This is a genomic window from Acidocella sp. MX-AZ02, assembly GCF_000306035.1.
GTDB classification, from domain to species: domain Bacteria; phylum Pseudomonadota; class Alphaproteobacteria; order Acetobacterales; family Acetobacteraceae; genus Acidocella; species Acidocella facilis.
Genome location: NZ_JH976208.1, coordinates 251,564 through 273,510 on the forward strand (window position 1 = coordinate 251,564; position 21,947 = coordinate 273,510).

22 protein-coding genes are annotated in these 21,947 nt (G+C 66.3%); 13 read left to right on the plus strand and 9 right to left on the minus strand.

Annotated elements, in window-relative coordinates; all coding sequences use genetic code 11:
• Positions 1-13 precede the first annotated feature (13 nt).
• A complete protein-coding gene (locus MXAZACID_RS09455; RefSeq protein WP_008494064.1) occupies positions 14-337 on the minus strand; it encodes a ferredoxin in 324 nt (107 codons plus the stop codon).
• A gap of 68 nt (positions 338-405) precedes the next feature.
• Between MXAZACID_RS09455 and MXAZACID_RS09460 the strand changes: the two genes are divergently transcribed.
• The 3 genes from MXAZACID_RS09460 (at position 406) to MXAZACID_RS09470 (ending at position 5,365) form a co-directional block, all read left to right on the plus strand.
• Positions 406-2,370, plus strand: coding sequence for a thioredoxin domain-containing protein (locus tag MXAZACID_RS09460; RefSeq protein ID WP_008494065.1), 1,965 nt, complete (start codon positions 406-408; stop codon positions 2,368-2,370).
• Positions 2,371-2,481: 111 nt separating this feature from the next.
• A complete protein-coding gene (locus MXAZACID_RS17805; RefSeq protein ID WP_008494066.1) occupies positions 2,482-4,167 on the plus strand; it encodes a class I SAM-dependent methyltransferase in 1,686 nt (561 codons plus the stop codon).
• A 127-nt stretch (positions 4,168-4,294) separates the two neighbouring features.
• Positions 4,295-5,365: an acyltransferase gene (locus MXAZACID_RS09470; protein WP_008494067.1), complete on the plus strand. Its 1,071-nt coding sequence runs from the start codon at positions 4,295-4,297 to the stop codon at positions 5,363-5,365.
• Between the two features lie 145 nt (positions 5,366-5,510).
• On the opposite strand, the gene MXAZACID_RS09475 is transcribed toward MXAZACID_RS09470, so the two are convergent.
• Positions 5,511-6,509 carry an isopenicillin N synthase family oxygenase gene (locus MXAZACID_RS09475; protein ID WP_008494068.1) on the minus strand — a complete coding sequence of 333 codons (999 nt, stop codon included), beginning with the start codon at positions 6,507-6,509 and terminating at the stop codon, positions 5,511-5,513.
• 48 nt (positions 6,510-6,557) lie between these two features.
• On the opposite strand from MXAZACID_RS09475, the gene MXAZACID_RS09480 reads away from it, so the two are divergent.
• Together MXAZACID_RS09480 and MXAZACID_RS09485 are read left to right on the plus strand one after the other, a co-directional pair.
• Positions 6,558-8,048: a xylulokinase gene (locus tag MXAZACID_RS09480; protein WP_008494069.1), complete on the plus strand. Its 1,491-nt coding sequence runs from the start codon at positions 6,558-6,560 to the stop codon at positions 8,046-8,048.
• A 114-nt stretch (positions 8,049-8,162) separates the two neighbouring features.
• On the plus strand, positions 8,163-8,894 hold the full coding sequence (locus MXAZACID_RS09485; protein WP_008494071.1) for a hypothetical protein: 732 nt from the start codon (positions 8,163-8,165) through the stop codon (positions 8,892-8,894).
• Between the two features lie 108 nt (positions 8,895-9,002).
• Here the strand turns inward: MXAZACID_RS09485 and MXAZACID_RS09490 are convergent, their stop codons facing one another.
• From MXAZACID_RS09490 to MXAZACID_RS09500, 3 genes are all read right to left on the minus strand, one after another.
• Entirely contained in the window at positions 9,003-9,368 is a 366-nt protein-coding gene (locus MXAZACID_RS09490; RefSeq protein ID WP_008494072.1) for a hypothetical protein, read from the minus strand.
• Between the two features lie 143 nt (positions 9,369-9,511).
• Complete coding sequence (locus MXAZACID_RS09495) at positions 9,512-9,913, minus strand: hypothetical protein (RefSeq protein WP_008494073.1); 402 nt, start codon at positions 9,911-9,913, stop codon at positions 9,512-9,514.
• Positions 9,914-10,038: 125 nt separating this feature from the next.
• Positions 10,039-10,821, minus strand: coding sequence for a class III extradiol ring-cleavage dioxygenase (locus MXAZACID_RS09500; protein WP_008494074.1), 783 nt, complete (start codon positions 10,819-10,821; stop codon positions 10,039-10,041).
• Between the two features lie 147 nt (positions 10,822-10,968).
• Between MXAZACID_RS09500 and MXAZACID_RS09505 the strand changes: the two genes are divergently transcribed.
• From MXAZACID_RS09505 to MXAZACID_RS09525, 5 genes are read left to right on the plus strand one after another with little or no spacing between them, the layout of a single operon-like run.
• The gene (locus MXAZACID_RS09505; protein ID WP_008494076.1) at positions 10,969-11,523 is read left to right on the plus strand and encodes a NifU family protein; all 555 of its coding nucleotides are present in this window, start codon (positions 10,969-10,971) and stop codon (positions 11,521-11,523) included.
• A gap of 15 nt (positions 11,524-11,538) precedes the next feature.
• Positions 11,539-12,123 carry a malonic semialdehyde reductase gene (locus MXAZACID_RS09510; RefSeq protein WP_008494077.1) on the plus strand — a complete coding sequence of 195 codons (585 nt, stop codon included), beginning with the start codon at positions 11,539-11,541 and terminating at the stop codon, positions 12,121-12,123.
• The gene (tsaB, locus tag MXAZACID_RS09515) at positions 12,120-12,761 is read left to right on the plus strand and encodes a tRNA (adenosine(37)-N6)-threonylcarbamoyltransferase complex dimerization subunit type 1 TsaB (protein ID WP_008494078.1); all 642 of its coding nucleotides are present in this window, start codon (positions 12,120-12,122) and stop codon (positions 12,759-12,761) included. The genes MXAZACID_RS09510 and tsaB overlap by 4 nt, the downstream gene beginning before the upstream one ends.
• Positions 12,758-13,192 carry a GNAT family N-acetyltransferase gene (locus MXAZACID_RS09520; protein WP_008494079.1) on the plus strand — a complete coding sequence of 145 codons (435 nt, stop codon included), beginning with the start codon at positions 12,758-12,760 and terminating at the stop codon, positions 13,190-13,192. Before tsaB ends, MXAZACID_RS09520 begins: the two co-directional genes overlap by 4 nt.
• A gap of 43 nt (positions 13,193-13,235) precedes the next feature.
• Positions 13,236-14,738: a Ppx/GppA family phosphatase gene (locus MXAZACID_RS09525; protein ID WP_008494080.1), complete on the plus strand. Its 1,503-nt coding sequence runs from the start codon at positions 13,236-13,238 to the stop codon at positions 14,736-14,738.
• An 84-nt stretch (positions 14,739-14,822) separates the two neighbouring features.
• Here MXAZACID_RS09525 and MXAZACID_RS09530 read toward each other — a convergent pair whose 3' ends face one another.
• Complete coding sequence (locus tag MXAZACID_RS09530) at positions 14,823-15,317, minus strand: polymer-forming cytoskeletal protein (protein ID WP_039885267.1); 495 nt, start codon at positions 15,315-15,317, stop codon at positions 14,823-14,825.
• 291 nt (positions 15,318-15,608) lie between these two features.
• Between MXAZACID_RS09530 and MXAZACID_RS09535 the strand changes: the two genes are divergently transcribed.
• The 3 genes from MXAZACID_RS09535 to MXAZACID_RS09545 are packed head-to-tail and all read left to right on the plus strand — an operon-like array spanning position 15,609 to position 17,824.
• A complete protein-coding gene (locus MXAZACID_RS09535) occupies positions 15,609-16,589 on the plus strand; it encodes an adenosine kinase (protein ID WP_008494082.1) in 981 nt (326 codons plus the stop codon).
• On the plus strand, positions 16,586-17,335 hold the full coding sequence (locus MXAZACID_RS09540) for a sulfite exporter TauE/SafE family protein (RefSeq protein ID WP_008494084.1): 750 nt from the start codon (positions 16,586-16,588) through the stop codon (positions 17,333-17,335). The genes MXAZACID_RS09535 and MXAZACID_RS09540 overlap by 4 nt, the downstream gene beginning before the upstream one ends.
• 3 nt (positions 17,336-17,338) lie before the next feature.
• Positions 17,339-17,824: a GNAT family N-acetyltransferase gene (locus MXAZACID_RS09545; RefSeq protein WP_008494085.1), complete on the plus strand. Its 486-nt coding sequence runs from the start codon at positions 17,339-17,341 to the stop codon at positions 17,822-17,824.
• A gap of 316 nt (positions 17,825-18,140) precedes the next feature.
• Here MXAZACID_RS09545 and murI read toward each other — a convergent pair whose 3' ends face one another.
• Genes murI through mrdA form a run of 3 tightly spaced genes read right to left on the minus strand, consistent with a single transcriptional unit; the run spans position 18,141 to position 21,944 of the window.
• Positions 18,141-18,899 carry a glutamate racemase gene (murI, locus tag MXAZACID_RS09550; RefSeq protein ID WP_008494086.1) on the minus strand — a complete coding sequence of 253 codons (759 nt, stop codon included), beginning with the start codon at positions 18,897-18,899 and terminating at the stop codon, positions 18,141-18,143.
• A 1-nt stretch (position 18,900) separates the two neighbouring features.
• Positions 18,901-20,061 (minus strand): rod shape-determining protein RodA, encoded by a 1,161-nt coding sequence (rodA, locus tag MXAZACID_RS09555; RefSeq protein WP_008494087.1) that lies wholly within the window; start codon positions 20,059-20,061, stop codon positions 18,901-18,903.
• Positions 20,058-21,944, minus strand: coding sequence for a penicillin-binding protein 2 (gene mrdA / locus MXAZACID_RS09560; protein WP_008494088.1), 1,887 nt, complete (start codon positions 21,942-21,944; stop codon positions 20,058-20,060). The genes rodA and mrdA overlap by 4 nt, the downstream gene beginning before the upstream one ends.
• Between the last annotated feature and the right edge of the window lie 3 nt (positions 21,945-21,947).

Sequence of the window (21,947 nt, forward strand, 5' to 3'; positions counted from 1 at the left end):
AAACTTTTATAACTTAAGGCAGCATCTTGTCGCGGGCGCGGCCTTGCTCAACCAAATGCTTCTCAATCACCTCATCCACCGCCGCGAAACTATCCAGCTTGTACCAGACCCCTTCCGGATAAAACACCGCGCAGGGCCCCAGCTCGCACCGGTCCAGGCATCCCGCCTGGTTGACGCGGATATTTTTGAGCCCCAGCTCCTTCACCCGCACCTTCATATAATCGCGGATCTTCTCCGAGCCCTTGCTGGCGCAATCGCCGCGCGGATGCCCCTCCGGCCGCCGGTTGCCGCACACAAAGATGTGCGTTTCGAAATAAGGCGCCGGATCGCCCTCCATTCTTTCACCCAAAGCTGGTTCTCCTGTCTGTGCGCCCCTATGTAGCGGTTCAACCAGGAGAGAGCCAAATGACCAATCGCCTGCAGGACGCCTCCTCTCCCTATCTGCTCCAGCACAAGGATAACCCCGTGCACTGGCAGCAATGGGGCGAGGCCGCCTTCGCCGAGGCCAAGGCCCGCAATGTCCCGGTGCTGCTCTCCATCGGCTACGCCGCCTGCCATTGGTGCCATGTGATGGCGCATGAGAGTTTCGAGAATGAGCAGATCGCTGGCCTGCTGAATGAGCGCTTCGTCGCCATCAAGGTGGACCGCGAGGAACGCCCGGATATCGACCAAACCTACATGGCCGCGCTGCACGCCATGGGCGAGCAAGGCGGCTGGCCGCTGACCATGGTGCTCACCCCCGAGGGCGCGCCCTTCTGGGGCGGCACCTACTTCCCGCCGACCCCGCGCCATGGCCGGCCCAGCTTCCCGCAGGTGCTGGTGGCGCTCTCCCAGGCCTGGGCGAATGAGCAGGAGCAGATCGCCCGCTCCGCCGGCGCCATCCGCCGCGCTCTGGCCGAAGCCGCCGCCACCAAGCCGGGCGACGCGCCGGGCCCTGAGCTGCTGCATGCGGTGCAGGAGGCCTTCCTGCGCGGCATGGATTGGGAGCTGGGCGGCCTCGCTGGGGCGCCGAAATTCCCGAATATCCCGGTTTTCCGCTTCCTCTGGCAGCTGGGCGATGCGCGCGGGCGCGAGGCGGTGCATCTGCTGCTGGAGCGGATGAGCCAGGGCGGCATCTATGACCATCTGGGCGGCGGCTATGCCCGCTATGCCACGGACGATGCCTGGCTGGTGCCGCATTTCGAGAAAATGCTCTATGACAATGCGCTGATCCTGGAGCTGCTGGCCTACGCCCAGGCGGACAAGCCGAATCCGCTCTACGCCGCCCGCGCCCGTGAGACGGTGGGCTGGCTGACCCGCGACATGGCCGCCGAAGGCGCCTTCGCCGCCTCCGAGGATGCCGATTCCGAAGGCGAGGAAGGCAAATTCTACGTCTTCACCCGCGCCGAGATCGAAGCGGCCCTGGGTGACGATGCGCGGTTTTTCGAAACCGCCTACCCGATGCCGGCCGCCGGCAACTGGGAAGGCCGCATCATCCTGGAGCGTCGGCTGCCCTTTAACGGCGATGAGACCCGCCTGGCCGCCTGCCGGGCCAAACTGAAAGCGCTGCGCGACACCCGCATCCGCCCCGGCCGTGACGACAAGATTCTGGCGGACTGGAACGCGCTGGCCATCTCGGCGCTGGTGAAAGCCGGGATCGTCTTCCAGGAGCCGGGCTGGATTGCCCTGGGCGAGCGCATCTTCACCACGCTGATCCAGGCGATGGGCGAGGAGGATGGGCGCATCGCCCATGCCATGCGCGACGGCAAGATCTCCGCCGCCGGGCTGCTGGAGGACCAGGCGGCGATGATCCGTGCCGGCATCGCCCTCTACCAGGCCACCGACAAGAGCGCCTATCTGGTGCTGAGCGAGACCATCCTCGCCGCCACCGAGGCGCGCTTCGGCGATGGCGAGGGGGCGTTCTATATCTCCGCCGATGATGCGCAGGATGTCTACGCCCCGCGCGGCCGCTCGATCCAGGACGGGCCGACGCCGTCTGGCACCGGGATGATGGCGCAAGCCTACGCGTCCTTGTTCCACCTCACCGGCAAGGACGAGTACCGCGCCAAGACGCAGGCGGTTTTGCGCGCCTATGGCGGCCGCGCCCGCGCGCTCACCAACGCCCCGGAGCTGCTGGCGGCGGCGGATTTGCTGGCCAATGCGGTGAGCGTGGTGGTGACCGGCGGGGCGGAGGATTTGGTGCGTCTGGCCCTGGCCGCGCCGGATCCGAAGGTGCTGGTGCTGCGCGGCGGCAAGGTGCTGGCGCCCGAGCATCCTGCCTTCGGCAAGCCGGGGGATCTGCGCGCCGCCTATGTGTGCCGTGGCAATGTTTGCGGCCTGCCGATGGAGGATGCGGAAATTTTGCGCCAGGAGCTGCAATGTTCCACGTGAAACAATTCTGAGGCTGGAATTTAATAACGTTGCGTTAGTGGTTGAAACGGGCCGGTCTTGCCAGGGGGCGGGCCGGCCCGTAACCATGCCGGCCTGCATGGAACCGGGGCGATGAACGAGACGATCAGGATCAGCCGCAACGCCCAGATCACCTGGCGCCAGGGCCAGACCCTTGCCGCGCGCTGCCGCAATTGCGGCCATGCGGGCGAGATGGCGCTGGTGCTGGAGGAGGATTTCAAGCCGCCGCGCAAGCATTTCCTGATCAATCTGCTGCGCTGCCCGGCCTGCACCGCCTGTTTCACCGACATCGTCCCGGATCTGGATTATGGCGATAACGCGCTGGTGGAGCTGGGGCTGCCGGCCTATCTGGCGCAGGTGGGGGCGGGGCTGTGGCCGATCGCCGCCCAGCTGGCGCGGATCGACAAGCCGGCCGGGGCGCGGCTGCTGGAAATCGGCGGCGGCTACGGGTTCGGGCTGGATATCGGCGTGCATGGGCTGGGCTGGCAGGGTGTGGGGTATGATCCTTCGCCCTTCGGGGCCTTTGGCCGGCGCGAGCTGGGGCTGGATCTGCGCGCGGATTACTTCACCGAAGCGCAGCTGGGCGCGCCCTGGGACGTGATCGCGGCGACGGAGCTGATCGAGCATCTGCCGGACCCGCCGGCTTATCTGCGGCTGATGCGACAGACCATCGCCCCGGACGGGGTGATGCTGCTGACCACCCCGGATGCGGCGACGATCACCCCCGGGCAATCCACCGGCAAGCTGGTCTCGGCCCTGGCGGTGGGGGCGCATCTGGTGCTGCAGACCGGCGAGAGCCTGACACAGGCGCTGCACGCGGCGGGCTTTGCGCATGTGCGGATCATGCGCGATGAGACCGGGCTGATCGCCTATGCCTCGCCCGCGCCGCTGGCTTTGCGCGAGGGGGCGGGGCGGGGGATTTACCGGGCCTATCTGGCCAAACGCGCCGGCGATTGCGTGCCCGGGTCTGACACCCAGCTCGGCTTTGCCGGGCGCGGGCTGTTCGATGCCACCATCGATGGCGATTACGATGCCGCCGATGCAGCCTGGGCGGCGTTCCATGCCGGGGTGGTGGCGCGGTTTGGGCGCATGCCGGAGGCGCTGCCCGAGGCGGCTTTGCAGGCGAAACTGCCAGAGCTTTCCGCGCTGATGCCGCTGGGGCTGGGCCAGGCCTTGTTCGCCCGCGCCATGTCCCGCCTGGCGCGCGGGCAGGCGCGGCCGGGGCTGCAGGCGATGTTCAGCCTGTCCGCCCAGGCGGCGCGGGCCTTGTGTCAGGCGATGGAGCAGATCTCCCAGCGCGACCCGTTTGCCGAAAATATCGCGGCCTTGTCCCAGCGCGAGGCGCTGCTCTGCGCCGCCGAGGCCGGGGACGCGGCGGCGCTGCCGGCCCTGCTGGCGCAAGGCGAGGTTGCCGCCGCCTGGCGCGGTTTTGTCGGGCTGGTGAATGCTGGGCGGCGGGAAGAGGCAGAGGCTTTGCGCGCCGCCGGGCTGGGCGACCTGCCGCCGGAGGGGCTGGAGCTGGGCTTGCGGCAGGATGGCGCCTTCACCGCCGGGATGCTGGCGCTGCAAAGCCAGGATTTTCCGCGAGCCGTGAGCGCGTTCGCAGCGCTGCGATTGCTGTTGCCGGAGGCTGAGCATCCTTTGCGCTGGCCAGGGTTGCGGGGCGAAATCATCGGCTTGTTCGGGCTGGAGCGGGGGGCAGAGGCGGTTGCGTTGCTGCGCCAAATCGTAGCGCTGCATGACGGGGCGCCGGAGGATTTGCTGCAGCATCTGGGGTAGGCGCCGGCGGCGCTGCCGGCGAAGATAAAGCGCGCCTGCGCCCTTGATCCCGCCCCGCTCGCCCCAAAATCTCGTCGATGGGGTATGTTACATTTTGTTATAAGGCCGGCAAGCGCGGTGTGGCGCGATGCTGATCGCGGATCTGCTGCGCCGGGAGAATAATAATTTTGATCTGCTGCGGCTGATCGCCGCGGCGGCGGTGATCTGGGGCCATGCCTATGCGTTGGTGCTCCCGACAGGACGGATGGAGCCGATCGGCCGGCTGCTCGGGTTTGATTATTCCGGTTCTCTGGCGGTGGAATTTTTCTTTTTCCTCAGCGGCATTCTGATCACCCATTCGCTGATGGTGAAGCAGAGCGTGGCCGAATATGCCATCCATCGGGTGATGCGGATTTTTCCGGCGCTGATCGTCAGCTGCGTGGTGTGCGTGCTGGTGATCGGCCCGCTCTTCAGCGATCTGGGCCCGCGCGGCTATTTCGGCCAGGCGGGCGCGCTGAAGGCGGTGCTGCTGCATCCTTATATCGAATACGGCCTGCCTGGCGTGTTTCAGCATAATCTCTACCCGCAGACCAATGGCGCGATCTGGACGATCAAATATGAGCTGTTCATGTATGCGATGCTGGCGGTGGCGGGGCTGTGCGGGCTGCTGAAATATCGCAGGGCGATGAGCCTGGTTTGTCTGGTGGTAGCCTGCACGCTGATGCTCTGGCCGGGTTATATTTCGCTAACCGGGCTCAGCAATGTGAATCTCGGCGGCAGATTGCCGGCATTTTTCCTGTTCGGCTCATTGCTGGCGTTGCATAAGGGCTGGGCGCGGATCGATGGCCGGCTGGTGGCGGGGCTGGTGCTGCTGGCGGTGTTCATGCGGCACGGCACGGCGTTTCAGTTTGTGTTCTATGCGGCGTTTCTCACAGGCTGTCTCTGGGTCGCGAGCACGAGGTTGGCGCGGGCGATCAGGCTGCCGGGAGATTTTTCCTACGGCGTCTATGTATGGGGCTGGCCGGTGCAGCAGATTTTCGCGGCCTGCCTGCCGCATATGGACCGGCATCTGAATCAGATATTATCCTTCGCCGTGGCGCTGGGGTTGGCGATGCTCTCCTGGTATTTCATCGAGAAGCCGTCGATCTCTTTCGGAAAACGCGCCTCAACCTGGCTGGCGTGGTGCAGAAGCTGGCACCCGTTAGAAACCCCGCGTTAAAAAGCAAAACGCCTGTCCCCTATAATTTTCAGGCTTATACCTTCAATGCCTTGAAGGATCGTTATAATGGCCAGATGAATGAAGGTCTGGGGCAGTCAAAAAGATCTTGGAGAGCAGGGCATTTTTTCAAGAAAAGCCCCATCTCTTACGCCTTGTCCTGATGATATTTGAAGCTGGCATTGATCATATCCAGCAAATGCTGCCCCGCCGTGGTCGGGGGGAATTTCGGTGTCTCGCCTGGTTGCAGGCAGGTCGGCAAACATTCCACCGGGGCGTAGAAATCCGGGTCAAAGAAAAATGGCAAAGAGTAGCGCTCCTGGCCTGAGATGTTGATGACCCGGTGCGGGGTGGAGCGGAAGACGCCGTTGGTCCAGCGTTCCATCATGTCGCCGATATTCACCACGAAGCTGCCGGGGATGGGCGGGGCGTCGAGCCAGGTGCCGTCCAGCCCCTGCACCTGCAGCCCGCCGGCATTATCCTGGTGCAGCAGCGTGAGGCAGCCGAAATCCGTGTGCGCGCCGGCGCCCAATTGCGCCTCGGTGATGCGGCCTGTCTGTGGCGGGTAATGCAGCGGGCCCAAAGTGGTCATGGTGATGCCGAGCCAGGGGGAGAAATAATCCGGCTTGAGCCCGAGCGAGACGGCGAAGGCGCTGAGCAATAAGGCGCCGAGATCGACCATCTTGTCGTAATAGCCCTGCATCACGCTCTGCCAGCCCGGCAGATCCGGCCAGACATCCGGGCCGTGCAGCGGCAGCCCGGCCTTCACCCGCTCATGGTCCGGGGGCAGATCCCGGCCGATCTTGAAGCCTTCCTTGAAATCGCCTTGCGCCTGCTTGGCGGGGTCGAGATTCTCGCCGCCGAGGCGAAACCAGCCGCGATGGCAGGTGGATTTCTCGATCGCGGATTTTTCCTTCTCCGCCACCGGCAGATCGAAAAACCGCTTGGCCTGGGCATAGACCGCGTCGATCTCGCTCTGCGCGATGCCGTGATTTTTGATGTAGAAAAATCCGATCTCGCGGCAGGCGCGGCCGATCTGCGCGGCGGGGGAGAAATCCCCGTGCAGCAGCGGGGCGATGTCGATCACCGGGATCGCATCCAGATAAGCGGGGGCCAGGCCGGGGGCAAGCTCTATGGTCTCGGGCATGGGGGGGATGCTAGACCCGGAGGCGTTTTGTTTCCAGGAGCCATCGCCATGCCGGATTCATATTTGCTGGGCATCGATCTCGGGGCGGGCAGCCTGAAGGCGAGCCTGATTTCGCCGGATGGCGGCATCGTCGCCGAGGCGGCGGCGCCGGTCACCACGCAGATCAGGCATTTCGGCTGGGCGGAGCAGGATCCGGGGGAATGGGTGGCGGCTCTGTGCCAGGCGGTGCGCGCGGTGGTGGCGGGGATCGATCCGGGGGAGATCGCCGGCATCGGCATCTCCGCCGGGGCGCATATTCCGGTGCTGACGGATGCGGCCGGCGCGGTGCTGCGCCCGGCGATCATGTGGAGCGACCAGCGCGCCGCCGCCCAGGCCGCCGCCCTGCACGAAAAAGCCGGGGCGCGGATTATCGCCACCTCGCTGAACCGGGTGAACCCGACCTGGACGCTGGCGATGCTGGCCTGGCTGTTCGAGCATGAGCCGGAGGTGATGCGCCAGGCCAAGCGGCTTTATCTGGCCAAGGATTTCCTGCGCCATTGCCTGACCGGCGGCTGGGAGACGGATTATTCCGACGCGGTGGGCGCGCTGCTGGCGGATGATGAGACGAAAAACTGGTCTCCAGAGCTGGCCGGGCTGATCGGGCTGGATATGGCCATTCTGCCGCCGATCGTCCCGGCGGAACAGGTGGTGGGGGGTGTCACCGCGGCGGCGGCGGCGCGCACCGGGCTGAAGCCCGGCACGAAGGTGATTTGCGGCTCCAATGATACGACGGTGGAGTTTTTCGGCGTCGGCGGCAATGCGCCCGGCATTGGCGGGGTGAAGCTGGCCACGGCGGGCGTGCTGTTTCTGGCCACTCAGGGCAAGGCGGTGCATCCGCCGATTTCCTGTTATCCGCATATCCTGCCCGGGCTGTATTACACCGCCACCGGCACCAATAGCTGCGCCTCCGCGCATCGCTGGGTGCGGGATCTGATGTTTGAGCAAGGCGGGTTCGCGGCGATGGATGCGCTGGCCAGCGCGGCGCCGCGCGGGGCCGGGGGGCTGCTGTTCCACCCTTATCTGCAGGGCGAGCGCGCGCCTTACTGGGACCCGCTGCTGCGGGCGGATTTCATCGGCATGACGATGGCGCATGGCAAGCCGCATTTCGCCCGGGCGGTATATGAGGGCATCGCCTTTTCCATCCGCGATCTGTTGGGCGCGGCGCGGGATCTGGGGCTGGATTTTTCCACCATCCGGCTGATGGGGGGCGGGGCGCGGAGTGCCTGCTGGCGGCAGATCATCGCCGATGTCACCGGGCTGGTGATCGAGCGGACCGAGGCGGGCGATGCCTCGTTCGGGGCGGCGCTGCTGGCCGGCGTCGGGGTGGGGCTGTTCGCCGGCCCGCAGGAGGCGGTGGCCCGCGCGGTGCGGCTGCGGGATGTGACGGTGCCGAACCAGGAGGCCAGCGCTTTCTACGACCAGCTTTTCGGGCTGTATAAGGAGGCGCAGGCGGCGCTGGCCGGCATCAATCACCGGCTGCACGCGCTCACCCAGGGGTAGGGGGCGGGCCGGTGACGGTTATTTCATGACAGGGGCCGACGCGGCGGCCGCAATCGCGCCATCATAAAGCGGTTTGCTGTGCCATGGTTTTGTCTTGGTTTTTCGGAGGGTTGCGTGAACATCGTCAAATACCGCTATTACCAGCCGCGTCTGGCGCCGCGGCGCACGCGCGTCGAGGTGCCGGGCTGGGGCGGGGAGAAAGTACCGCGCCAGGATGGCGCGCATGAGCAGGGCTGGCATTGCCTGCCTTTCGTGGAAGGCGCGCAATATGGGGTGGAGCTTTTCTACCCTTACGAGACCGAGCTGCGCGTGCGCCATGAGAATGGGGCCTTCCAGTTCGAGGGGGATTTCGGCCCGCCGCCCACCCCTGGCCTGCAATGGCCGCCCTTCCGCAGCTTCGGCGAAGGGTTCTATACGCTGCAATTGCTGCTGGATTTGAAAGTGCCCGAGGGCATGGCGGTGCGCGCCGAGCCGCATCCGCGCTATTATCTCAGCCCCGCCGATGATGTGCCGCTGGCGGTGCCGGCCTTGTTGCGCACCTCCTGGTGGCCGATGATCAATTTCGTGGTGTTCAAGGCGCCGCCGAAAGGCCTGGTGCATGTCTTCCGGCCCGGCGAGCCGTTCATGCAGCTCTGCATCGTCCCGGCGGAGCCGGATTTCGCGCTGGAGCCGATGGGCGAGGAAGAGGCGGCGGAGCGGGAGATGCAGTCCCGCCGGATTCATGCCAGCCGCGAGACGCTGGGGCAGGATACACGCTGGGTCTCCGCGATGCATACGGTGTTCGATGGCACCTATCGGCGGATTCTGGGCGCGGCGCGGGCGCGCGATAAGGCGGCCGGGGATTGAAATGAGACGGGGGCTTTATTTTGGTAAAGCCCCCGTTCCGCTGGTCTAAGTTTTGTTTGAGCGCGCAACTTTATCCGATCAAACGAGTCCGTTTGATCGGATATTGCTCTAGTTCCGGATCACCACGCCTACGCCGGGCGCGGGGGAGAGGAGCACCGCGCCACCCTGGTGATGATGGTGGTGATGATGGTGATCATAGCGCGGCGGCGGGGGCGGCGGCGGCCGGTGATGGTGGTAATGCGCGTGATGATGGTGATGGTAGTTATCGTGCCAGTCGATGCGCGTCACGGCATCCCGGTTTTGCGCCAGCGCCGCGTTGCTCTCCCGCAGCGCCGCGACCGGGTTGGCCACCGGCTGCAACAGATCGGCATAGGAATTTACCTGCATCGCATTCGCGGCCTGGGCCGCGCCGCCAGCGCCAAGCGCCGTGGCGCCGGCAAGGGCGCCGAGCAGGCCGGCTTTTTTCGTATCCATCAGAATCTCCTGTGAAGAGAAGGTCTTGATTGTAACGTCGGCAGCCGGGCGGTGGATTTGAAGGCGTCACCGCATCCTGAAAGATGAATGATGCGGCGCTGCTTCATGAATAAACCGCAAACCCGGCGGCCGGGTGGGGCTGGTCAGTTGCCGATCACCACGCCGAAGCCCGGCGCCCCGAAAAACACCCCGCTGTGATGATGATGGTGGTGATGGTGGTAAAACACAGGCGGCGGGGGCGGCGGCGGATAATAATAGGCGTGGTGATGATGGTGATAGGCCCAGGGCGGCGGGTAATGCGCATGGTGGTGATGATGGTAATGGTCATGCCAATCGATGCGCGTCACCCCGGCGGGCGGCGCCTGGTTGCGCGTCGCCATCTCCTGGTTGCTCGCCTGCAGCGCCGCGACCGGGTTGGGCACGGGCGTCAACAGATCAGCATAGGACTTCACCTGCATGGCGTTCGCCGCCTCGGCGGCGCCGGCACTGCCCAGTGCGGCCATTCCGGCCAGCGCGCCGGCCAGGCCGGCTGTTTTGCCATTCATCTGACGACTCCTTGATGTTGAAATCAGGAGTGTAAGATCATTGGTCGGGATGGCGATTTCCAGCCGGAATCAAGCCGAGATCATGGCACTGACGTTCAATTTGATGAAAAATCCTTAAGAAAACCTCAGGCGAAGGCGTAGGCATCCATGCGCATGAAGCCATATTCCACCGAGCTGTGCAGCCGGGTGGGGGCGAGATTCGGCCCGCCAGCGCCGAGGGCGACATGCAGCGGCAGCAGATGCTCCTCCGTCGGGTGTTCGGCGGCGGCGTAAGGGGCGAGGCGGCGGTAATCGCACAAAGCGGGAATATCCCCGGCGACGATCCTTGCATCCATCCAGGCGGCGAATTCGGCGACGTCCGGAGTTTCCGGCGCGTCCTGGGCCGGGCGGCCATGGCGGAAGCGGCGCAGATCATGGGTGAAGGTGCCGGAGGCGAAGATCAGCACGCCCTCCTCGCGCAGGGGGCGCAGCGCCTCGCCGAGGGCGACGTGATGGGTGGTGCCGGCCTGGGTTTGTACCGAAAGCTGGATCACCGGGATGTCCTCGCCCGGATAGGCGAGTTTCAGTGGCACCCAGGCGCCATGGTCCAGCCCGCGCTGGCCATCCACCCCGCAGGTCTGCCCGGCTTTTTCCAGCAGCTGGGCGACCCGCCCGGCCAGCTCATGCGCCACCGGCGGGTTGTAATGCTGGGCGTACAGGGCGGGCGGGAAGCCGTAGAAATCATGGATGGTCTCATTCGCCGGCGGGTTGCTCACCGCGGGAATGTCGGTCTCCCAATGGGCGGAGATTGCGAGGATGGCGCGCGGGCGAGGCAACAGCGCGCCGAGACCCGCCAGGAAATGCCGGGCGGGGGTGTCTTCAAGGATGGTCATGGGCGAGCCATGGCTGATGAACAAAGCCGGGAGCATGGGCCTAGACTGGACATGAAAGCGCCTCTGGGGCAAGCGCTTTGCAAGGCTGTCCCTCCATTCCCTGCTTGCCACGGGCGCTGAAAAGGACAATCTACGAGCCAGTATCAGGACCACACCAGTCCGCTTTGCGGACGGAGGATTGCAATGTTTATCGAAACCGAAGGCACCCCCAACCCGGCGACGCTGAAATTCCTGCCCGGCCAGAGCATTCTGGGCGACAAGACGGCGGATTTCGCGGATGCCGACGCGGCCTTGATCTCACCGCTGGCCGAGGCTCTGTTCGGGCTCGAAGGCGTGGCGCGGGTGTTCCTGGGCGGGGATTTCGTCGCCGTCACCAAGGATGACGCCACCGCATGGCAGGCGCTGAAGCCGCAGGTGCTGGGGCTGCTGATGGAACATCTGATGGCCGGCAAGCCGATCTTGCGCGAGGGCATCGCGCTGGAGGATGAGGATGTGGACCCGGCGGATCAGGAGATCGTCGATCAGATCAAGGAGCTGCTGGATAGCCGCATCCGCCCGGCGGTGGCCGGCGATGGCGGGGATATCATCTTCCGCGGCTACCGGGATGGGGTGGTCAGCCTGAAGATGCAGGGGGCCTGCGCCGGCTGCCCCTCCTCCACCGCGACGCTGAAGCATGGCATCGAGAACATGCTCAAGCACTATATTCCGGAAGTGACCTCGGTTACACAGGCGGCGTAACCTTAAGGAGGCACAATGGCTCTGGATGACGCGGCGCTGGCGGCGCTTTTTACCAACGCGCGCACCCATTCCTCATTCAGCGCCGAGCCGGTCCCCGACGAGTCGCTGAAAGCGCTCTATGATCTGGCGAAATGGGGGCCGACCTCGGCGAATTGCTCGCCGGCGCGGTTCCTGTTCGTGCGCACGCCGGAGGGCAAGGAGAAGCTGCGCCCTTGCCTGTCGGGCGGGAATATCGAGCCGGTGATGGCCGCCCCGGTGACGGTGGTGGTGGCGTTCGACCCGCATTTTTATCTCAAGCTGCCCGAGCTTTACCCGGAGGCGGATGTGAAGCCCTGGTTCTCCGGCAATCCGGACCTGGCGGAAGAGACCGCGATGCGCAATTCCTCGATGCAGGGGGCGTATGTCCTGCTGGCGGCGCGCGCCATGGGCTTTGCCACCGGGGCGATGTCCGGCTTTGACCGCACCAAGCTGGACCGGGTGTTTTTCAATGAAAATGGCTGGAAATCCAACTTCCTGATCAATCTGGGCCATCCAGCCGGGGAAGAGCTGCCAGCGCGCCGGCCGCGCCTGGGCTTTGGCGAGGCGGCTGATTTCGCGTGAGTCTGATCGCGCTTGACGCGTCCGGCCCGCGCGCCGTGCTGGCGCGGCTGGCGCCGGACGGGGCGGTGCAGGCGCGCTGGAGCGCGCCGCTGAAACCGGGCCTGATCGAGACGCTGCCGCTGCTGCTGCAGGAGGCGGCGGCGGGCCAGGAGATAACGGACATCGCCATTTGCACCGGGCCGGGGAGCTTTACAGGCTTGCGCACCTCCATCGCGCTGGCGCAGGGCTTTGCGGCGGGGCGCGGGGCGAGGCTCTGGGGCATCGGCGCGGCGCAGGCTTATGCGCAAGGCGCGCCGGATTTGCGCCGGGCTTTATGGATTGCGATTCGCGCCCGGCGCGGGCGGCTGTTTCTGCTGCGCGAGGGCCAGGCGCTGGCCTGTGCGGATGACGATATTCCCAGCCCGGACCAGCCGGTCGCCCTTGGCGGGCCGGAGGCGCCTTTGGCCGCCGCCATCCTGGCCGCGCGCGGGGCGGATGTGGTGCTGACCGAGCTGCGGCTGCTGGAGGCCGAATGGGTGGGCCGCGCGGCTTTGGCGCAGCGCGCGGCGGGGCAGGCGCCGGCCCCCGCCTTGCCGCTTTATGTCGATCCGCCGGAGGCCAAGCTGCCGGCCGCCGGGTTGCGCCCGGCCCCGCTATGAGCGCCATCTTCCAAGCCGGGCCGGCCCAGGCCGCGATCATGGCGGCGCTGCACGCCCAGGCCTTCGCGCATGACCCGTGGGACGAGGCGGCCTTCGCCGCTTTGTTGCCGCAGCCGGGGATGCTGGCGCTGCTGCATGAGGCGGGCGGGCTGCTGCTGATCCGCCAGGTGCTGGATGAGGCGGAGATCATCACCATCGGCGCCGCGCGCAAGCGCCAGGGCATCGGCCGGGCCTTGCTGGCGGAGGGGCTGGCGCGGTTGCGGGCCCTGGGTGTCGCCACCTTGTTTCTGGAGGTGGCGGTGGAGAATGAGGCCGCCATCGCGCTCTATGCCGGGTTCGGCTTTGTGGAAAGCGGGCGCCGCCGGGCCTATTATGAGACTGGTGGGGATGCGTTGATGATGCGGCGTGACGAGCCGGGCGGGCAGTCATGAAAGCTTATCTTTGTCCCGCCGCCGCGTTGAGGGAGAGTGATCCATGGACCAGATGAGCCGATCCGAGCAGAATGTCGCGCCCTTCCGGCGGGCGGTGGTGGATCTCGGCTCCAACTCGGTGCGGCTGGTGGTCTATGAGGGCGAGCTGCGCAACCCGCTGCAGATTTTCAACGAGCGCGCGGTGCTGCGGCTGGCCAAGGGCATGACCAGCACCGGGCGGCTGAAGGATGAGGCGCTGGCGCAGGCGGAGACGGTGCTGCACCGCTACGCCGCCATCGCCCGCGCGATGGGGGCAAGCCCGGTGGAGGTGCTGGCGACCTCGGCGGTGCGCGATGCCGAGAATGGCCGCGATTTCGTGCAGGCGGTGATGAAGCGCCTGCCGGATCTGCGGATTTCCGTGCTCTCCGGCGAGCAGGAGGCGGCGCTTTCGGCCGAGGGCGTGCTCTGCGGCATTCCCGGCGCGGATGGGATTCTGGCGGATCTGGGCGGCGGCTCGCTGGAGCTGATCCGGCTGCAGGCCGGGCAGGTGGGCGAGGCGGCGACGCTGCCGGTGGGCGTGATCCGGCTGGCGGAGCGGGCGGGCGAGGATATCGGCCGGGCGCGGGCGGTGATGATCGAGGCGCTGCAGAGCGTGCCCTTCACCGCCGAGGCGGCGGGGAAGGATCTGTTCCTCTCCGGCGGCGCCTTCCGCGCGCTGGCGCGGATTCACATCGCCCAGACCGGCTATCCGCTGAATATCGTGCATCATTACACCATCAACCGGGACGAGGCGCGGGATCTGGCCGGGGTGGTGAGCGAGGGCGGGCGCAAGCTGATCGAGCGCATGCCCGGGGTGCCGCGCCGGCGCATCGAGGATCTGCCCTATGCGGCGGTGATCCTGCGCCGTCTGCTGCGCGCAACCGGCGCGGCGCGGGTGGTGTTTTCCGCCAATGGGCTGCGCGAGGGCTGGTTCTCCCGGCTGCTGCCGGCGCAGATCCGCGCCGAGGACCCGCTGCTGGCGGCCTCGCGGGATCTGGTGCGGGGCATGATCCGGGATGTGAATCTGCCCAAGGCGCTGGTGATCTGGACCCAGCCTTTGTTCCCGGACGAGACCCCGGCGCAGAAGCGGCTGCGCGAGGCGGCGTGCTGGCTTTCGGACATTGGCAGCCACGAGCACCCGGAATATCGCGCCGAGCAGGCCTTCATGCGGGTGCTGCGCCAGGCCGGGATGAGCCTGGACCACCATGCCCGCGCCTTTCTGGCGCTGGCGACGGCGGTGCGTTACGAGGCGCCGCCGGAAGCGGGCTTCCTGGCCCCGGCGCGGGCATTGCTGGATATGGGGGCGGCGCAGCGGGCGGAGACGCTGGGAACGGCGTTGCGCCTGGCTTACACGCTCTCGGCGGGCACGCCGCATCTGCTGGCGGGCACCGGGCTGGAGCTGACGCCGGGCCGGCTGATGCTGAGCCTGGCGGCGGCGAACGGTGTGTTTGCCGGAGAGGCGGTGCTAAGGCGGCTGGAGCGGCTGGCGCTGCTGCTGGGCCGCGAAGCGGATACCGTTATTCAATAGAGCAAAAGTTTTTGGTGCAGCTTTTTTCAAAAAGCTGCGAAAAACGCTGGGGGGTTCGCAAGAACGCCCCCAGATACGCCGACCTTACGGCTCGGAGGCGAGGGCCGGGCTGCCATGGCTGGAAGAGCCGAGGCTCGGCCCGCCATTATCGCTCAGCATCTCGATGCGGCCGGTGATCTGGCCGCCATCCTCAACCTGCAAACGGCGGCAGCGGGCGGTGCCCAGCACCCGGCCGGTGGCGCGCACGATCAAGGTGGCGCGGGCGACCAGCGTGCCATCGATGGTGCCGGCGACTTCGGCGTCGTCCACCTCGACCTCGCCCTTGAACACACCGCCCGGGGCGATGGAGAGTTCATTGGCGTTGATCATCGTGGCTTCGACCGTGCCTTCAACCACCAGCCGCTCGGCATCCTGCACCGTGCCCTGCACGGAAATGCCACGGCCAACGACCAGGGTGCGGCGCTCGGCGGCCTCACGGCTGGGGCTGCCCATCAGCGGGCGCGGGGCGGCGGCCGGCATGCCGGACGGGGTAGACGGGGTGGCGGGGACCGGCGGCGGCGCGAAAGGTGAGCGGGCCATGGGAGACTCCTTGAAGCTGGGGGGAATGAAACTGCTGGCCGGGGAGGTGTCTTCATCCGGGGGAAAGATCGAGGAGGGTTCCTCTTCCACCGTCGGCGCGGGGTTAAGCGGTTTTGGCTCTTCCATTTTGCGCTTGTTGAACACAAATCCTCCGTGCTGGCTCGTCGCGATAATGCCGGGCTAGCATGCGCGTTAAAGGCGAACAACAGCTTTGCTCATTTGCCGCTGCGGTGTGGCGATGCTAACCCGTCCGCGCTGTAATCTGTTGCGAATGTCTGGGGGGCTTGCCGAATGGCCGTGTCACAATTCGATATCACCGGCATCGGGAATGCCATCGTCGATTTTCTCCTACAAACTGATGACGAATTTTTAAAACGCCACGACATGCCAAAGGGCGCGATGTCGCTGATCGATGCCGATACCGCGACCAGGCTGACCGAAGCGATGCAGGGCGGGCACAGCGCCTCCGGCGGCTCGGCGGCGAATAGCTGCGCGGTGGCGGCGGCGTTGGGGGCCCGGGTGGCGTTTCTCGGCAAGGTGGCCAAGGATGAGATGGGCGAGGTGTTTCGCCGCGAGATCGCCGGCGTCGGCGTGCATTACGCCACCCCGGCGCTGGAGGCGCCGGTCCCCACCGCGCGCTGCCTGATTCTGGTGACGCCGGATGGCCAGCGCACGATGAACACCTATCTCGGCGCGGGCGGCGAGTTCGCGCTGCATGACATCGACGAGACCATCATCGCCGCCTCCAAGGTCACCTATCTGGAAGGCTATCTGTTCGATCCGCCGGCGGCGCAGAGCGCCTTCATCGAGGCGGCGCGCATGGCCCGCGCGGCGGGGCAGGAGGTGGCGCTGTCGCTCTCCGACGCGTTCTGCGTGGATCGCCATCGCGAAGGCTTCAAGCGGCTGATCGCCGAGGGGGTGGATATTCTCTTCGCCAACGAGACCGAGATTTGCAGCCTCTATGAGGTCAACAGCTTCGAGGAAGCCGCGACCAGGGCGGCGCTGGATGTTAAGATCGCGGTGCTGACCCGCAGCGAGCAGGGCAGCCTGATCCTGCGGGGCGAGGAGAGCGTGTTGATCCCGGCCGAGGAGGTGGCGCTGGTGGACAGCACCGGGGCGGGCGATGCCTATGCCGCCGGCTTCCTCACCGCCTATACGCGCGGCGAGGGGCTGGAAGCGGCCGGCAAGCTCGGCACCAAGGCGGCGGCGCTGGCGATCGCGCGCATCGGCGCCCGCCCGCCGGCGCATGAGCTGCGGGCGCTGGTCGGTTGAGCTGGCAGCTGCTGGTGCTGGCCCTGGCGGGGTTCCTCGCCGGGGCGCAGAACGCGGTGGCGGGTGGCGGCTCCTTCCTGACCTTCCCGGCTTTGCTGTTCGCCGGGCTGGACCCGCGCGCGGCGAACATCACCTCCACCATCGCGCTCTTCCCCGGCCAGGCCACCACCGGCTGGACCGGACGGCACATGGCCGGGGGGGCGGCGGGGCTTTCGCTGCGGACCCTGTTCACCGTCTCCGTCATCGGCGGGGCGATCGGCGCGATTCTGCTGCTGGCCACCCCGGTTTCGGTGTTCACCCATCTGGTGCCCTGGCTGATCGCCTTCGCCACCATCGTCTTCATCTGGGGCAGTTTTTTCCGCAAGCCGCGAAGCGAGGATGAGGCGCCGCCGATCTCCCCGCGCATGGGCGTTGTGATGCAGTTCATCATCGCCATCTATGGCGGCTATTTCGGCGGCGGCATCGGGATTTTGATGATGGCGGCGCTGACCGCCGTCGGCCTCGCGGTGCGCCATGCCGGGGCCACCAAGAATGTGCTGGCCGGGGTGGTGAATGTCGCCGCGGTGGTGATTTTTCTGGTCGAGAGCAAGCAGAACTGGCTGCTGGTCGGGGTGCTGGCGATCACCGCGATCATTGGTGGGCAGGTGGGCGTACTGATTTTGCGGCATGTGCCGGAGAAGGTTCTGCGGGTTGTCGTCAGCCTGATCGGGATCGCGCTGACCATCGGCATGTTTTTGAAAGCCTGAGATTTGAGCTACCAGATCCGTCCCTTCCGGCCTGCCGATACGCAAGGCGTGGTCGATCTCATCATCCCGATCCAGCAAGGCGAGTTCGGCGTTCCGGTGACGCTGCAGGACCAGCCGGACCTGCTGGATATCGAGAATTTCTACCAGCGCCAGGGCGGGTTCTGGGTGGCGGAAGCGGAAGGGCGGATCATCGGCAGCATCGCGCTGATCCGCTTCGGCACGGCGCAGGCGGCGCTGCGCAAGATGTTCGTCGCCGCCCCCTGGCGCGGGCGCGCGCATGGGGTGGGGCAGGCGCTGCTGGAGACGCTGCTGGCGCAGGCGCGCGCGCAGGGGATTGTGGAGATTACCCTCGGCACCGTGGAAATCCTGCGCGCCGCCTGCCGGTTTTATGAGAAGAACGGGTTTGTGGCGGTGGCGAAGGCGGATCTGCCGCCGGCCTATCCGCGCATGGCGGTGGATACGTTGTTCTATCAGCTCAGGCTGAGCTAGCGCGCTTTCAGTCTGATCGTAACCGGTCAGCGCGCTCCAGCTTTTTGTCTGTGGCTGTCCCAGATAAGTTTCAGGCCTAATCCTTCAACGCCTTGAAGGATCAGCATTATTTCGATCATTGCAGGGTTTCGCCTTTTGCCCGTGGCGTCAAGGGGTTTACTCGCCTTCGGCGACGCGCGGCGAAGCCGCGCGCCCTTGACGCCACGGGCAAAAGGCGAAGAGACTCGGGATCGACATAGTGGCCAGATGAATGACGATCTGGGACAGCCTCTTTTGTTTTGGCGGGCAACATGATCCTGACTGAGTCCAGTCAGGATCATGTTGCTCTCAGCGCCGGCTCCAGCCCGAACGGCGCCACCAAGGGCGTCGCCACCGGCGCGCCGGTAAAGCGTATGGTGCGCGGGGCGGCGCTGATCGCCAGCGTCTCGGCGATGCGCAAACTCTGCTTGGCCACCGGCATTGCCGGGTCGTGCCAGGAGATGTCCGGCCGCAGCGCCAGGAATTCCGGCAGCAGGAAGGTGTAATGGGTGCAGCCCAGCGCGACCGCGTCAATCGTGTCGCCGCCGGCTTGCGCGAAGAGCGGGGCCACGGCGGGGGCGATATCCACCGTCGCGCCGCGAAACTTCTCCTCCGCCAGCTCCGCCAGATCCGGCGTGCCGAGTGAGAGTACCCGGCAATCCGGGGCGAATTTTTCGATCAGCCCGTTCAGATAAGGCCGGCGCACCGTCGCCTTGGTCGCCAGCACGCCGATGGTGCGGCTGGTGGAGGCGCTCGCAGCGGGTTTGATCGGCGGCACGCAGCCGATGAAGGGCAGCGGGAAGGCCTCGCGCAAGGCGGTCAGCGCGATGGTGGAGGCGGTGTTGCAGGCCACCACCACCGCTTCCGGGCGCTGTCGGGCGATCGCCTCGCCCAGCAACGCGATCAGATGCGGCAGCAGAACCTCGTCCGGCTTTTCGCCGTAAGGGAAGAAGCCGGTATCGGCCAGGTAGGTGAGCGGCAAATCCGGGGCAAGCTGGTTCAGCGCCGCCACCACGCCCAGGCCGCCGATGCCGGAATCGAACACCAAAAGCGCCATCTCAGAAATCCCCCGGCTCGGCAAATTCCACGTCGCGATGCACATGGATCGACATCAGCACGCCAAAGCCCAGCATCACCGCGGTCAGCGCCGAGCCGCCATAGGAGATCAGCGGCAGCGGCACCCCGCCCACCGGGATCAGCCCCATCACCATCGAGAGATTGACGAAGCAATAGAGGAAGAAATTGGTGGCGATGCCCAGCGCCACCAGCCGGCCATAGACATGCGAGCAGGACAAGGCGGTGTAATAGGCCAGCGCCACGATCATCATCAGCAGCCCCAGCACCGCGACCGAGCCGAAGAAGCCGAATTCCTCGGCGACGATGGTGAAGACGAAATCCGTCTGTTTCTCGGGCAGGAAGTTGAGCTGGTTCTGGGTGCCGTGCAGATAGCCCTGGCCGAAAAATCCGCCGGAGCCGAGCGCGATCTTGCTCTGGATGATGTTGTAGCCCGCCCCCAGCGGATCGGAGCCGGGATTGAGGAAGATGTCGATCCGGGCTTTCTGATAGGCGTGCAGATGGTGATAGATCACCGGCGCGGACACGGCGATCACCACCACCACCAGCGCGAACCACCACCAGCGCACCCCCGCCCCCAGCATCACCGTGGCGCCGATGGTGCCGGTGATGACGGCGGTGCCGAGATTGGGCTCTTTCAGGATCAGCCCCATCGGCACCAGAATCGCCAGGATGGCGGGCAGCACGAACAGCAGATTGCCGGTCTGCTCGGGTGTGGCGCGCTTGAAATAATGCCCGAGCGCCATCGCCAGAAACAGCTTCATCAGTTCCGAGGGCTGCACTTCCACGCCGCCCACGGTCATCCAGCGTTTCGCGCCCAGCCCGACATGGCCGAATTTCATCACCGCGATCAGCAGCAATATGCCGAAAATCCAGGCCGGCCAGGAGAGCTTGGCGATGAAGCGTATGTCCACCATGGCGATGCAAATCATCAGCACCAGCGCGCCGCAGAAGCGGATCAGCTGGCTTTGCGCGTAAGGCTGCGGCGAGCCGCCGGCGGCGGAATAGAGCGCCGCATAGCCCACCCCCGCCAGCGCGCAGACGCATAGCACGAACAGCCAGTTCACCCGCATCAGCTTGCGGGCGAGGCCGAAGGAGCGCTCCCGGAAGGGGCGGCGATAGCTCAGGCTGGCATGTTCGATCACGCTTTGAGTCCGGTCGGTACGGTCGGCGGGGGTTCCGGCGGCGGGTTGGCGAGCGGGGTGTCGCGCCCGGCCGGGTCGTGCAGGAGGGCGTAGGTCATCAGGTCATGGGCGATCGGGGCGGCGGTCTGGGCGCCGTAATTGCCGTGCTCGATCAGCACCGCGATGGCGTAGCGCGGCGCGTCGGCGGGCGCGTAGGCGACGAACCAGGCATTCGGGCGCTGCTCCCATGCCATGGTCATATCATTGAAGTTTTTGGCTTTTTCGGCGGCGGTGTTGTTGTGTACCTGGGCTGTGCCGGTCTTGCCGGCCATCTGCACGTTGGGGATGGTCAGGCGTGCGCCATAGCCGGTGCCGGCGGGGTCGTTCACCACCTCGAACAGCCCCTGGCGGACCACCGCCAGATGCGCGGGGTCGACATCCAGGGTCGCCGCGCCGCCGGGCAGCGAGTCCGGCTGCAGCGTGCCGCCGATCCGCCGGGTGAGATGCGGGGTGACGGCGAGGCCGGAGGCGAGGCGGGCGATCATCGTCGCCTGCGCCATCGGGGTGAGCTGGGTGTAGCCCTGGCCGATGCCCTGCACGACGGTATTGCCCTGGGCCCAATGGATGCCGTGCCGGCGCGCCCATTCCAAAGTCGGCACCAGCCCGGCCTGGGTGTGGGGGATGTCGGAATCGAGATCCACGCCCTGGCCCATGATCGTCGCCATCGCGGCGATCCTGTCGATGCCGGTATCCAGCGCGGTTTTATAGAAAAACACGTCGCAGCTGACCTTCAGCGCGGAGACGACATTGATGTTGCCATGGGCATCGTGATTGTCGCACCAGAAGATATGGTCGCCGAGCTTGAGGAAGCCGGGGCAGTTATGGATGGTGGTCGGGGTGAGGGCGCCGCATTTCAGCGCCGCCAGCGCCACGGTGGGCTTGAAGGTGGAGCCGGGCGCGAACAGCCCCGCTGTCGCCTTGTTGAGCAGCGGGTGTTTCGGGTCCTCCATCCAGCCTTTCCAGACATCGCTGGGCACGCCTTTGTCGAACAAGGACGGATCGAAGGAGGGGGTGCTGGCCATGGCGAGGATCTCGCCATTGGTCGCATCCATCATCACCACCGCGCCGGTCTGCGCCCCCAGGCTCTGCACCGCCAGCTGCTGCAGCCCGGCATCCATGCCCAGCGCCACGGTCTGGCCCGGGGTGCCGGCATCCTGCGCCACCACGCGCATCACCTCGCCATGCACGTTGGTTTCGGTCTGCACGAAGCCGGGATCGCCGCGCAAGGAGAGGTCGTCGGCATCTTCCGCGCCGGTGCGGCCCACCCGCATGCCCGGCAGCGCCAGCACCGCATCCTGCTTCGCCTCCTGCTGGTTCGGCCGGCCGACATAGCCCACCGCATGCGCCGCCACCGGCCCCAGCGGGTAGGTGCGGCTGGCCCCTTCCTCGACGATGACGCCGGGCAGGTTCGGGGTGTTGACCTCGATCGCGGCCATGTCCGGCCAGTCCAGCCAATCCTTCAGCAGCACCGGGATATAGCCGGGATGGTCGGCGAGATCCTGGGTGATGCGGGCCTTTTCCTCGTCCGAGAGCGGCACCAGCCGGAAGAAATTCTCCAGCACCACGTCCGGCTCCGGCGCCATCGCCTTCATGAACAAGGCGCGCCAATGCTGCTGGTTGCCGGCGAGGATGGCGCCGAAGCGGTCGGTGATGATGCCGCGCTCGGGCGCCACCAGACGCTCGGAGATGGAGTTCTGCTTGGCCATCAGCGCGTATTTGCCGTGCTCGGAGACCTGCAGATGATAGAGCCGGGTGGTGATGGCGGCGAAGATCGCCGCCTGGCCGGCGCCGATCAGCAGAGCGCGGCGGGAGAAGCCGGTGCGGTTCTTGGCCTGGCGACGCATGCT